Raw genomic sequence first — 12,566 nt, forward strand, 5'->3', positions numbered from 1 at the left:
CGGTGCATCCAGCACCGACAACGACTAGTCTGGGTGCTCTTCTGTCCGGTTGACGGAGAACCGGACGGGATTGCCCCTGGCTTGGGCGGGCGTGGCGCAACCTGTCCCTTCGGCCAGATCGCGATCCGATCTTACCCCAGAAAAGCTGGATTGCCGGGCAAAAAGTGGGTCCTGTTTGCTTGAAATCCGGCGTCCTGGAGATTTGATTGCAGAGGGCGCTGCCTCTGCACATCCGCACGGGCTGCTTCGCTATCACTGCTTCTGCGCCCCAGGGTCAGAAGTTTTCCGACAACAGAGCCAGATCCGGGGGTGCGGGCAGTCGCACGATGGAAGAGAACCTGCTGATCCTCTTGGCTGCGCTGCCGTTCGTCGCCGCCCTGGCGATGGCGACGCTGTCCACGCGTGCCCATGCGGCCGCGGCCTGGGTCTGCGGAGCCTTCCTGATCGCGGGCATCGCGAGCCTTGCGGTGCTCCATGGCGAGGTCGCTGCCGGCAATGTGTTGCGGGCGGGCTGGACCTGGGTCCCGTCGCTGGGTCTTTCGGTGACATTGCGCATGGACGCCCTTGTCTGGCTCATGGTCGCGCTGGTCTATGGTATCGGTCTTCTGGTGCTGATCTACGCCCGCTACTACTTGACGAAATCCGATCCGGTGCCGCGCTTCTATGCCTTTCTCATGGCCTTCGCGGGGGCCATGGTCGGGATCCTGATGTCCGGCAACATCCTGATGCTGGTCGTCTTCTGGGAACTGACCTCGATCCTGTCCTTCCTTCTGGTCGGCTACTGGCACCAAAGCCAGAATGCGCGTGACGGGGCGCGGACCTCGCTCATCGTGACCGGCCTCGGCGGGCTGTGTCTGCTGATGGCGATGGTGATGATCGGGCGCGCCGCCGGAAGCTATGATCTGGATGTCGTGCTGCTCTCGGGCGACCTCGTCCGGGCCGACCCGGCCTATCCGGTGATCCTGGTCCTGTTCCTTCTGGGCTGCTTCACCAAGTCGGCGCAGATGCCCTTCCATTTCTGGCTGCCCGGTGCCATGGCGGCCCCCACCCCGGTGTCCGCCTTCCTGCATTCGGCGACCCTGGTGAAAGCCGGGGTGTTCCTGCTGATCCGGTTCTTCCCGGTCCTGGGTGAAACGCAGTTGTGGTTCTTCCTGGTTACCGGGACCGGCATGGCGACGCTGCTTTTCGCGTCGATCTTCGCCCTTTTCCGGCACGACCTGAAGGGGCTTCTGGCCTATTCCACGGTCAGCCACCTGGGCCTGATCACCGCGCTGGCCGGGATCGGCAGTCCTGGCGCGATCCTGGCCGCGATCTTCCACATCGCCAACCACGCGGTTTTCAAGGCCTCGCTCTTCATGGCGGCCGGGATCGTCGACCACGAGGCCGGGACCCGCGACATGCGCCGGCTGAGCGGGCTGATGCGTTTCATGCCGTTCACCGGAGTGCTGGCGATCGTCGCCTCGGCCTCGATGGCCGGCGTGCCGCTTCTGAACGGGTTCCTGTCGAAGGAGATGTTCTTCGCCGAGGCTGCCGACTGGCACAACGGCACCTGGCTGGACAATTCGCTGCCCTGGATCGCGACGGTGGCCGGGATCTTCGCGGTGGCCTATTCGCTGCGCTTCATCGTGACGGTGTTCTTCGGTCCGCCGCCGGTGGACCTGCCGCGCACTCCGCATGAGCCGCCGGCCTGGATGCGGCGCCCCGTCGAGGCGCTGGTCCTGATCTGCCTTCTGGTCGGCATCCTGCCTGGACTGACGCTGGGAACGACAATGAACCTCGCCGCGCAGGCGGTGCTGGGGGCGGACCTCCCCTTCAAGGACATCGCGATCTGGCATGGCTTCAATACGCCGCTGATCATGAGCCTCGTTGCCCTTCTGGGCGGGGCAGCGATCTTTGCGGTCTTCGGGCGGCGCATCGCGGCGGGACCGGAGGGGCCGCCCTTGATCCACCGGATCCGGGCGGTCCGGTTGTTCGAGTCGGGCATGACGCTTGTCACCCGGCGCCTGCCGGACCTCGCGCTGACGGTCGCCGGGACCGAGCGGCTGCAGCCGCAGCTGCGGCTGATGGTCCTTGTCGCGGTGGCTGTCACGCTGGCAGTGCTCTGGGGCGGGTTGCCGCGGGCGGATGAACCGCTGTCGACGCCCTTCGACCCGGCCTTCGCTCTGATGTGGCTGATCGGGGCCAGTTGCGCCATCGGGGCGGCCTATCTGGCGAAGTATCACCGCTTTGCGGCCCTGGTCCTGCTGGGCGGCACCGGCGCCGTCACCTGCGTGACCTTTGCCTGGCTCTCGGCCCCCGACCTGGCCGTGACCCAGCTTCTGGTCGAGATCGTTACCACCGTGCTTCTCCTTCTTGGCCTGCGCTGGCTCCCGAAGCGCAGCGAGGAGATCCCGGGCGACCGCCTGGTCTCGGCTCGGCTGCGCCGCGCGCGGGACATGGTGCTGGCCGTCGTGGTCGGCGGCGGACTGGCGGCGATCGCCTACGTCGCGATGACTGCGCCGCTGGTCCCGAACGTTGGCGACTGGTACCTGCGCAACGCCTATCAGGAGGGCGGCGGGACCAATGTCGTGAACATCCTCTTGGTCGACTTCCGCGCTTTCGACACCTTCGGCGAGATCACGGTCCTCGCCGTGGTGGCGGTCACGGTCTACGCGCTTCTCCGCCGTTTCCGCCCCGCGCCGGAAAGCGAGTCGCCCGCCAGACGGGACGAGGATGCCGACCCCCGCACCCTGGCCGAGATCATGCTGGTCCCCGGCATCATCATGCGCTGGATGTTCCCGGTGCTGGTCCTTCTGGCGGCCTACTTCTTCTTCCGCGGCCATGATCTGCCGGGCGGAGGCTTCGCCGCAGGGGTCACTCTGTCCATCGCTATCCTTTTGCAATACCTCGGCCACGACACCCGCTGGGTCGAGGCGCGGCTGGTGGTCCTGCCGGTACGCTGGATGGGCTTCGGCCTGCTGATCGCGGGGGTGACCGGACTCGGGGCCTTCCTCTTCGGCTATCCCTTCCTGTCCGCCCATGCCCGCTACGTCGATATCCCGCTGATCGGCGATGTCCCGGCGGCGACCGTGATCATCTTCGACACCGGCGTCTTCGCGCTGGTGCTGGGCGCCACGGTCCTGATGCTGGTCTCTATCGCCCACCAGGCGCTGCGGACCGCGCGGCTGAAGGAAAGCCGCGAGGCCGCAGAAGCCGAGGAGACCGCCTGATGGAACTGATCCTTTCTGCCGCCATCGGCATTTTGGCCGCCTCGGGCATCTGGCTGATCCTGCGTCCGCGGACCTTCCAGGTCATCATCGGCCTGTGCCTGCTCTCCTATGCGGTCAACCTCTTCATCTTCTCGATGGGCCGCGTGATGCTTGGCGTGCCTCCGATCATGCCGCGCGGCGGCTTCGTCGACCCCACGGCCTATGCCGACCCCTTGCCGCAGGCGCTGGTCCTGACCGCCATCGTCATCAGCTTTGCCACGACGGCCCTGTTCCTCGTGGTGATGATTGCCTCGCGCGGGCTGACCGGGACCGACCATGTCGACGGGGCAGACCGATGAACCTGGGGCCGGAACACCTGATCATCGCGCCCATCGTCATCCCCTTCCTCGCCGGGGCGCTGACACTGATCTACGAGGAACGCCAGCGCCGTGCGAAGCTGGCGGTGGGACTTGTCTCTTGCGTGGCGACGCTTCTGGCCGCCATCGAGCTTCTGGTCCGCTCCAAGGGCAGCGAGCTGACCGGCGGCAACGACATCGGCTTCTACCTTTTGGGCGACTGGGCCGCGCCTTATGGCATCGTGCTGGTCGTCGACCGGCTGTCGGCGATGATGCTGGTGCTGACCGGGCTTCTGGCACTGCCCGCGCTGATTTTCTCGGCCGCCGGGACCCACCGGCAGGGCCAGCATTTCCACGCCATGTTCCAGTTCCTGCTCATGGGCCTGAACGGAGCGTTCCTGACCGGGGACCTCTTCAACCTCTTCGTCTTCTTCGAGGTGCTGCTCGCCGCGTCCTACGGGCTTCTCCTGCATGGCGGGGGCGAGGCGAAGGTGCGCGCGGGGCTGCATTACATCGCGATCAACCTTGCCGCTTCGCTCATGTTCCTGGTGGGCGTCAGCCTGGTCTACGGCGTCACCGGCACGCTGAACATGGCACAACTTGTGCAGCTTGTGCCCGCCCTGACCGAGGACCAGCGCCCGCTGTTCCATGCCGGTGCCGCGATCATGGCGGTGGCCTTCCTGGTGAAGGCGGGGGTCTGGCCGCTCGCGTTCTGGCTGCCGGCCGCCTATGCCGCCGGGGCCGCGCCGGTGGCGGCGCTCTTCGCGATGATGACCAAGGTCGGTGTCTACGTCCTGATGCGCCTCAGCTTCCTGATCTTTGGCGCCGGGGCCGGGGCTTCGGCCGGATTCGGCGCTGATCTCCTGGTCGCGGGCGGTCTTCTGACGATGGTCTTCGGCCTTTTCGGCACCCTCGCCTCGCGCGAGATGGACCGGATCGCCGCCTATCTGGTCATGATCTCGTCCGGCACGGTGGTCGCCGCGACCGGCGTCGTCGCGGGCGGCGGGCCGCTGGGTGTGCTGTCGGCCGCCCTTTACTACATGATCGGCTCCACCCTGGCCGTCAGCGCGGCCTTCCTCCTGATCGAGCCGATGCGGCGGCTTGGCGGCGAGGCCGAGCTGATCACCGACGCGGCCACGGACGACTATGACGACCCCGACGACGATCCCCGACCCGAGGTGGTGCTGGCCATCCCCGGAACCATCACGATCCTTGGCCTTGCCTTCACCGTCGTGATGATGGCCTCGGCCGGCCTGCCGCCGCTGTCGGGCTTCATCGGCAAGCTGGGAATGGTGCAGGGCCTGCTGGACCTTGCCGGTAGCGACCTCCGGGCCTGGGGTTTCATCCTGGTGCTGTTCCTGTCGGGCTTTGCGACGCTGGTCGCGACTCTTCGGATCGGCATCCGCACCTTCTGGGGCAGCGAAGCGGCCGAACCGCCCCGCATCCTGGCGCTGGAATTCGCACCGATCCTGCTTCTGGTCGCGCTGCTTGCCACGCTTTCGGTCAAGGCCGAGGTCACGCTCGGCTACATGGTCGACACCACCGACGCGCTGATGCAGCCCACGATCTATGCCGAAGGCGTATTGGGTGCCCCGCGGGCCGAAGAGGGCAGCGAATGAGACGGCTGCTTCCCCATCCGGTCCTGTCGCTGGGCCTGCTTGGCATCTGGCTTCTGCTGACACGCCTGTCGCCGGGGCACCTGGTGCTTGGTTCCGCCGTCGCGGTCGTCGCTGGCTGGGCCTTCGCCCGGATCGAGCCCGAGGCCCCGCGCCCGCGGGCCGTCCTGCCGCTGGTCCGGCTCGTGGGCATCGTCGCGCTTGACATCCTGCGGTCCAACATCGCCGTCGCGCGGCTCTTGGCTGGCAGCCGAGCCCCACGGGTATCGGGCTTCGTCAAGGTGCAGCTGCGGCTGAAGAACCGGCTGGCACTGGGGATGCTTGCGGTGATCATCACCACGACGCCGGGCACCGCCTGGCTTGAGTACGACGAGCGCACCGGAACCCTGCTGTTGCACGTCTTCGACCTGAAGGACCCGGCCGAATGGCAGGACCTGATCGCCAACCGCTATGAATCATTGCTGCTGGAGGCCTTTGGATGACCACCGTCACGCTTCTGTTCTGGGCCGCGAGCTATGCCCAGGGCGCGCTGGCCCTGGCAGGTTGCCTTGCCCTTCTGCGCATCATGATCGGCCCACGGGCTCAGGACCGCGTACTGGCGGTAGATGCCTTCTACATCATCGCCATGCTGCTTTTCATCGTGACCGGCATGAAGCTTGGCACCCCGTTCTTCTTCGAGGCGGCGCTGGTCATCGGCATCTGCGGCTTCGTCGGCACCGTGGCCTTGGGCAAGTTCCTGCTGCGTGGCGAGGTGATCGAATGACCGCGCTTGAAGTCATGCCGCTTTGGCTCGCGCTGCCGATCGCGGTTCTTCTGGTCACCGGGTCGACGCTGACCTTCCTGGGAGCCTTGGGCCTTCTGCGGCTGAAGACCTTCTACGAGCGCATCCACGCGCCGACGCTGGGCACCAGCTGGGGCACGGCCGCCATCCTGCTGTCGTCGCTGCTCAGCTGGGGCTGGCTGCAGGACAGGGTGATCCTGCATGAGATCGTGATCGGGCTTTTCGTCATGATCACCACCCCCGTCACCCTGATGGTGCTTGGAGCCGCAGCCTTGAAGCGTGACCGGGACGAGGCAGGGCAGAAGCATCCGCAGGACGTCGGACCTTCCGACAAAGCTGTGGGCTGAGCTGGGGTCCCGGTCCGATCTTCCCAACCACAGCGCTTCGGGGCGCTGGCCGGTCGTCCCGCAGCGCAGGGCAGCCGCGCGGGGAGAATGAAGCCCGTCTGACCGACGTTTCCGTTCCGTCCGCGGATGATCGGGAAAAGGGTGAGAGGCTGGACAACGACCCAAGCGGGGCTCGTTACGGCTGCTTCCTTCCGGACCTGACCGGGTTGGCGAGGCGCCTGCCCGCGCCAACCTCTCGAAGGGTCATATAGGCGGGGGCCGCGGGATTCGCAAGGAAGCTCTCCGCTTGCCTCGTCGGCCTCTTCGTGGCCTCCTTGGAGCGGCGCCCGGCGAGGCGCATCGGGGGAGGACGCGATGACCAGACTGCAACGCCTGGACTGGCCCGACAACGGGTCGCCGGACCTGCCTCCGCTCTTCACACTTGCCGAGGCCGAGGGCCGGCTGGCGGCGGTGCGCGCGGCCATGGCCGCCGCGGATTACGCGGCCCTGGTGATCTATGGCGACCGGGAACATGCAGCCAACCTGCACTGGCTCACCGGCTTCGATCCGCGCTTCGAAGAGGCGGTTCTGGTGGTGACCGAGGATGACGCCCTTCTGATCGCGGGGAACGAGTGCCTGGCCTACACCGTGGTCTCGCCCCTTGTGGCGGAGGGGCAGGTCCGGACGGGTCTTTGTGCCTCGCTGTCGTTGCCCAGCCAGCCCCGGGGGACCCGGCGGCTGTGGGAATGGCTGCAGGACGTGGTCCCGGCGGGCGCGCGAATCGGGGCCGTGGGGTGGAAGTGGTACGGATCCGACGAGTTGCCGCCCGGGTCAGATCCGGCGCTGGCCCTCGACATCCCGGCCTTCCTCGCCGACCCGCTGCGCCAACGGGCGGGCCGTGTTGAGAATGCGACTGCACTTTTCATGCATCCCGGCCACGGCTTGCGGGCCCGGGTCGGGGCCGACGACATCGCGCGGCTAGAGTTTTCGAACCACATGGCCGCGGCGGCACTGAAGCGGATGGTCTTCTCCTTCCGCGAGGGGATGACGGATTTCGCCGCGCTTGAAGCGGCGCGGGTCGGGGGGCTGCCGCTTGGCTGCCATTCGACATTCGCGATGGGCGACACTCCGGGCCTCTCTGGCCCCATCGGCGACCGGATCCGGCGCGGGGTGCCGGCGAGTTTCAACATCGCGCACTGGGGGTCGAACATCTGCCGGGCGGGCTGGATGGCGCGCGGCGACGAGGACCTTCCGGCCAGCGCAGCAGGCTATCTGCAGGACTTCGTCTTCCCCTATACCGAAGCCATGTCCGACTGGTGCGGGATGATGCGGCCCGGGGTTGCGGGCGGGGCGGTCTGGGCGATGATCCACGACCGGCTGCCGCCCGAGTTCGGGATCACGCTGAACCCCGGCCACCTGATCGGGCTGGACGAATGGATGTCCTCTCCCGTCATGCCCGAGTCCGGGATCGCGCTTGCCTCGGGCATGGCGATGCAGATGGACGTGATCCCGGCACATCCCCGCTGGGCCTCGACCCGGATGGAGGACGGTTATGTGATCGCGGACGAGGCGCTGCGCGAGGAACTGGCGCGGAAGCATCCCAACGTGGCGCGGCGCTGTGCCTTGCGGGCAGAGTTCATGCGGCAGGTGATCGGAATGCAGGTGCCCGAGACGCTGCTGCCGCTTGCCGATACGTGCGGGATCATCGCGCCCTGGCTTCTGGACCCGGCGCAGGTCGTCGTGCTGTGACGCCGCGTTCCAGGTGACCTTCGCGTCAAGCTTGGCCATTCTGCCGCGGCCAGGGAGGCCCACATGACCGACTATCCGAACTTGCTGTCGCCGATCACTCTTGCCGGCGTGACCTTGAGGAACCGCAGCCTGATGGGGTCCATGCACACGGGGCTGGAGGAGACGGGGGACTGGGGCCGGGTCGCTGCCTTCTACGCGGCGCGGGCACGCGGGGGCGCGGGGTTGATCGTCACGGGTGGCATGGCTCCGAACCGCGAGGGCGGGGTGTTTCCCGGGGCGGCGGGGCTCTTCTCGGACAAGGACATCGCCAACCATCGGCGGGTGACCGAAGCCGTCCATGCCGAGGGCGGGCATATCGCCATGCAGATCCTGCATGCGGGCCGCTACGCCTATTCGAAGGACTGCGTCGGGCCGTCGGCGGTGAAGTCGCCGATCTCTCCGTTCCCGCCGCACGAGCTGGACGAGGAGGGGATCGAGAAGCAGATCGCCGACATCGCGACGGCAGCGGCGCGGGCGGTGGAAGCAGGATATGACGGCGTCGAGGTGATGGGGTCGGAAGGCTACTTCCTGAACCAGTTCCTCGTGACCCACACCAACCGCCGCAAAGACCGCTGGGGCGGGGCTTACGAGAACCGGATGCGCCTGCCTGTCGAAGTGGTGCGGCGGGTCCGGGCGGCAATGGGACCGGACGCCGTGCTGGTCTACCGCATCTCCTTGATCGACCTAGTGCCCGATGGATCGACCTGGGAAGAGGTCGTTCAGCTGGCCAGGGCGGTGGAAGCGGCAGGGGCGAGCGTCCTCAACACCGGTATCGGCTGGCACGAGGCGCGGGTGCCTACTATTGCGACCTCGGTCCCGCGCGCGGGGTTTGCCCATCTGACGGCTCGGCTGCGGCCCGAGGTGTATATACCGGTGATCACCTCGAACCGGATCAACGCACCCGAAGTGGCCGAGAAGCTGCTGGCTGAGGGGGCGGCGGACATGGTGTCGATGGCGCGGGTCTGGCTGGCCGATGCGGATTTCATCGCGAAGGCGGCCAGCGGCCGTGCGAAAGAGATCGCGCCCTGCATCGCCTGCAACCAGGCCTGCCTGGACCACACGTTCTCGGGCAAGCTGACGTCCTGCCTTGTGAACCCAAGGGCCTGCCATGAGACAGAGCTTGTATATACGCCCGCTCCGACGACGAAGCGCGTGGCCGTGGTGGGCGCGGGACCGGCGGGGATGATGACGGCGATCGTGGCGGCAGGGCGCGGCCACAAGGTCACGCTCTTCGACAAGGCCGAGCGCGTCGGAGGTCAACTGAACCTGGCGAAACAGGTGCCGGGCAAGGAAGAATTCCACGGTCTGGTGGACTGGTTCGCCACGATGCTGCGCGCCCCGGGGATCGACCTGCGGCTGGGGCAGGCAGCCACGGCCGAGGACCTACAGGGTTTTGACGAGATCGTCATCGCGACGGGCGTGACGCCCCGCGATCCGGGGATTCCGGTCGAGCCGGGCGCAAAGGTCCTGTCCTATATCGACGTGTTGCAGGGCGCGCCGGTCGGTCGCCGGGTGGCCGTCGTGGGTGCGGGCGGGATCGGCTTCGACGTGGCCGAGACGCTGGTGCAGGAGGGCGTCAGCCCGACGCTGGATGCGGACCTCTGGCGCGAGGAATGGGGCGTGTCGGCACCTTGGGAGGATCGCGGCGGCCTTGACCCCGCAGGTCCGAAGCCGCATCCGCCGGCGCGGGAGGTGCATCTTCTGCAGCGGAAGGCGGAAAAACCGGGACGGCACCTCGGCAAGACCACGGGCTGGATCCACCGGGCAAGCCTTGCGATGAAGCGGGTCCGGATGCAGGGCGGGGTGAACTACGAACGGATCACGCCCGAGGGAATCTGGATCAGCCACGGCCCGAACCGCGAACAGCCGGAACTGCTCGCGGTCGATGCCGTGGTGCTGTGCGCAGGGCAAGAGCCAGAGCGGGGGCTCAGCGCAGAGCTGGACCGGCGTGGCATCCCCCACCATCGGATTGGCGGGGCGGATGTGGCCGCCGAACTGGATGCCAAACGCGCCATCGATCAGGCGGCGCGCCTGGCCGCGCGGCTTTAGCCTCAGCCGCCCGAGGAGGCTTCGGGAAGCGCGATCACGCCCCCATCGACCGCGGCCTGAAGCTCGGTTGCGTCGACCGCACCGTCGGCGCTGGTGTCGATGGACTTGAAGGTTTCTTCGGTCAGGTCGGTCCAGACCGCCTGAAGCTCGACCAGCGACCAGCTGCCGCTTTCGTCGGTGTCGGGCACGTCGGGCAGGGTCTGCGCGAAAGCGGCCGAGGCCAGGGCAAGCGGTGCAAGTGCAAGTGCGAAGCGTTTCATGGAAGTCTCCTTTTTCTATCCACGATTGCAGGGTCACCCATCGGCGCCCCGGCACCCAGCTAAAGTGCAGAAGGAAGACTTTCCATACGGAAGGGACGGTTCGCGGAAACCGCGGCGCATTGCTGCCATTATGGCATCGATTAAAGAACGATTTCCCGCCGAAGCCGGGAACATCGGCCTTGGGTCGCCCATGCATGGGGGCGCTTCAGGCAAGCGTTTGCCGAGCTAGTCCCCAGGCGCAAAGTTTCTCTGCCATCAACGATCCCCCACAATACCCCGGATCGGACGCCTGATTGCCGCCTTCCTGCCCGATTTCCCGGCGAAACGTGTTTGTAACAAAACCGGCGTGTCTGCTCCCGAAGAGGACAATATGGATCGACTGACAGAGATGGAGGCCTTCGCCACGGTTGTGGACCAGGGCGGCTTCACCGATGCAGCCAAGAAGATGGGGATTTCGAAATCCGCCGTCTCGAAACATGTGTCTGCCCTGGAAGCCCGGCTGGGCGCGCGCCTTCTGAACCGCACGACCCGCCGCGTCTCGCCGACCGAGATCGGCCTTGCCTACTACGACCGCGCCCGCCGCGTGCTGAACGACGCGGGCGAGGCGGATGCCCTGGTGACCTCGATGCAGTCGGCGCCCTCGGGCCTGCTGCGTGTGTCGGTGGCGACGGACTTCGGGGTGAACCTCTTGTCGCCGATCCTGGGGGACTTCCTGCTGGAATACCCCGACATCACCGTGAACATGGTCCTGAACAACCGCTACGTGGAACTGATCAGCGAAGGCTTCGACATGGCGATTCGCGTGGGCGAGCTGGAGGACAGCACGCTGCGCGCCCGCAAGCTGACCGAGACGACGAAGCGCATGATCGGCGCGCCGTCCTATTTCCAGAAGTTCGGCCGTCCGCAGAAGATCGACGACCTGAACGACCACAAGCTGCTGCACTATTCCAACCAGGCCAACGGCAACGTCTGGAAGATCACCGCGCCGAGCGGAGAGAAGCGGCAGGTCCGTTCCGTGGGCTGGCTGACGGTGAACGACGGGCAGAGCCTCTTGAACGCTGCGATCTCGGGCCTTGGAATCGCCTACCTGCCCTCGTTCCTTTACGCCGACGCGATGCGGCAGGGGCTGGTGGAAGAGGCCATTCCCGGCCTCCCGGTCGAGGTTCTGGGGATCTACGCGGTCTATCCGCCGGGGCGGTTCACCCAGCCCAAGGTGCGAGCCTTCATCGATTTCCTCGCACGGCGCTATGCTGACAAGGGTCCTGACAACTGGTGACGTCCTTTCCCCCTCTCGGGGCGTCCGCTAGCGGGTCGAAGTGACGATCACTTCGACCCGTCTGTTTTTCTGCCGGCCCTCTTCGGTCTGGTTGGTAGCGCGGGGGGCAAGGAAGCCCACGCCTTCCGCCGCAACCCGGGCGGGATCGATGCCATAGGTCTGCACCAGAACTTCGGCCACGGCCTCGGCCCGGCGTTCCGAGAGCGCAACGTTGGCCGCAAGCGTGCCCGAGGCGTCGGTATGTCCGACCAGCGCGATGGTGCCGTCCGGGTTCGCCTCCAGCCAGGCGGCGACCGCGGCCAGCGACGGGTAGTCGCCATTCGACAGGGTTGCGGCACCGCTGGCGAAGACGAGGTCGTCCAGCACCGCGGCCCCGACCTTGTCCAGCGCCAGACCGATGGCTGAAGGCGCGGACGGTGCCTCGCTGACCGGAGGGACGACCGGCTCGTTCAGGTCCACCTCGGTTTCCACTGGCTTGGCGACCAGCGGTGCGGGAGTGACCCGGGTGATCTGCACATGGCCCGCCCCTGCACTGCGGCTGACCAGGATGGACACCGCCTCGTCCCCTTTCCGGGCCGACAGGAAGCGGAAGTCACCCAGATCGACGTGCATGTCCGGCTCAGGCAGGATCTCGGTATTGAACCGGAAGTCGAATCCACCGCAGGCGCGGGCCTCGCATTCGAAAAGGATCTCGTAGCCCGCAGCTCGCACCTGCTCCCGCAACGGGTCGAGCAGCGCCAGCGTGGTCACTCCCGGTGCCTCCAGCCGGTAGGCGCGCTGCTCAAGCGCCCCTTCCACCTGCTGCGCTGGAACCGTCGTGCCGTCATAGGGGCCGATCGGGAGCGCATAGCTGCCGGGTACCTCATTCCGGGTCTCTTCGCCGATCACACGGGCCGGCAAGTCAAGCGTGAGGGCGGCGACCGGGT

11 protein-coding genes and 1 other RNA gene are annotated in these 12,566 nt (G+C 66.9%); 9 read left to right on the plus strand and 3 right to left on the minus strand.

All coding sequences use genetic code 11. The annotated features are described in order from the left end of the window. Positions 1-326 precede the first annotated feature (326 nt). The 6 genes from ACE3Q6_RS17905 to mnhG are packed head-to-tail and all read left to right on the plus strand — an operon-like array spanning position 327 to position 6,288. Positions 327-3,209, plus strand: coding sequence for a monovalent cation/H+ antiporter subunit A (locus ACE3Q6_RS17905; protein ID WP_374435425.1), 2,883 nt, complete (start codon positions 327-329; stop codon positions 3,207-3,209). Further along, the gene (locus tag ACE3Q6_RS17910) at positions 3,209-3,547 is read left to right on the plus strand and encodes a Na+/H+ antiporter subunit C (protein WP_374435427.1); all 339 of its coding nucleotides are present in this window, start codon (positions 3,209-3,211) and stop codon (positions 3,545-3,547) included. The genes ACE3Q6_RS17905 and ACE3Q6_RS17910 overlap by 1 nt, the downstream gene beginning before the upstream one ends. After that, positions 3,544-5,163 carry a monovalent cation/H+ antiporter subunit D gene (locus tag ACE3Q6_RS17915; RefSeq protein WP_374435429.1) on the plus strand — a complete coding sequence of 540 codons (1,620 nt, stop codon included), beginning with the start codon at positions 3,544-3,546 and terminating at the stop codon, positions 5,161-5,163. The genes ACE3Q6_RS17910 and ACE3Q6_RS17915 overlap by 4 nt, the downstream gene beginning before the upstream one ends. After that, positions 5,160-5,642, plus strand: a complete 483-nt coding sequence (locus ACE3Q6_RS17920; RefSeq protein WP_374435432.1) for a Na+/H+ antiporter subunit E — start codon at positions 5,160-5,162, stop codon at positions 5,640-5,642. Before ACE3Q6_RS17915 ends, ACE3Q6_RS17920 begins: the two co-directional genes overlap by 4 nt. Beyond that, a complete protein-coding gene (locus ACE3Q6_RS17925; protein ID WP_374435434.1) occupies positions 5,639-5,923 on the plus strand; it encodes a K+/H+ antiporter subunit F in 285 nt (94 codons plus the stop codon). Before ACE3Q6_RS17920 ends, ACE3Q6_RS17925 begins: the two co-directional genes overlap by 4 nt. Then, positions 5,920-6,288: a monovalent cation/H(+) antiporter subunit G gene (gene mnhG / locus ACE3Q6_RS17930; RefSeq protein ID WP_374435437.1), complete on the plus strand. Its 369-nt coding sequence runs from the start codon at positions 5,920-5,922 to the stop codon at positions 6,286-6,288. The genes ACE3Q6_RS17925 and mnhG overlap by 4 nt, the downstream gene beginning before the upstream one ends. A gap of 139 nt (positions 6,289-6,427) precedes the next feature. Here the strand turns inward: mnhG and ffs are convergent. Beyond that, positions 6,428-6,526, minus strand: an RNA gene (gene ffs / locus ACE3Q6_RS17935) — signal recognition particle sRNA small type. Between the two features lie 116 nt (positions 6,527-6,642). Here ffs and ACE3Q6_RS17940 point away from each other — a divergent pair. Both ACE3Q6_RS17940 and ACE3Q6_RS17945 read left to right on the plus strand, forming a co-directional pair. After that, the gene (locus tag ACE3Q6_RS17940) at positions 6,643-8,016 is read left to right on the plus strand and encodes an aminopeptidase P family N-terminal domain-containing protein (protein WP_374435439.1); all 1,374 of its coding nucleotides are present in this window, start codon (positions 6,643-6,645) and stop codon (positions 8,014-8,016) included. A 63-nt stretch (positions 8,017-8,079) separates the two neighbouring features. Then, positions 8,080-10,104, plus strand: a complete 2,025-nt coding sequence (locus ACE3Q6_RS17945; RefSeq protein WP_374435442.1) for an FAD-dependent oxidoreductase — start codon at positions 8,080-8,082, stop codon at positions 10,102-10,104. A 2-nt stretch (positions 10,105-10,106) separates the two neighbouring features. Here ACE3Q6_RS17945 and ACE3Q6_RS17950 read toward each other — a convergent pair whose 3' ends face one another. Continuing rightward, positions 10,107-10,364, minus strand: a complete 258-nt coding sequence (locus ACE3Q6_RS17950; protein WP_374435445.1) for a hypothetical protein — start codon at positions 10,362-10,364, stop codon at positions 10,107-10,109. Between the two features lie 370 nt (positions 10,365-10,734). On the opposite strand from ACE3Q6_RS17950, the gene ACE3Q6_RS17955 reads away from it, so the two are divergent. Further along, entirely contained in the window at positions 10,735-11,640 is a 906-nt protein-coding gene (locus ACE3Q6_RS17955; RefSeq protein ID WP_374435447.1) for a LysR family transcriptional regulator, read from the plus strand. Positions 11,641-11,667: 27 nt separating this feature from the next. Here the strand turns inward: ACE3Q6_RS17955 and ACE3Q6_RS17960 are convergent, their stop codons facing one another. After that, entirely contained in the window at positions 11,668-12,540 is an 873-nt protein-coding gene (locus tag ACE3Q6_RS17960) for an OmpA family protein (RefSeq protein WP_374435450.1), read from the minus strand. Between the last annotated feature and the right edge of the window lie 26 nt (positions 12,541-12,566).

Source organism: Tabrizicola sp. (assembly GCF_041913445.1).
Lineage (GTDB): Bacteria > Pseudomonadota > Alphaproteobacteria > Rhodobacterales > Rhodobacteraceae > Tabrizicola.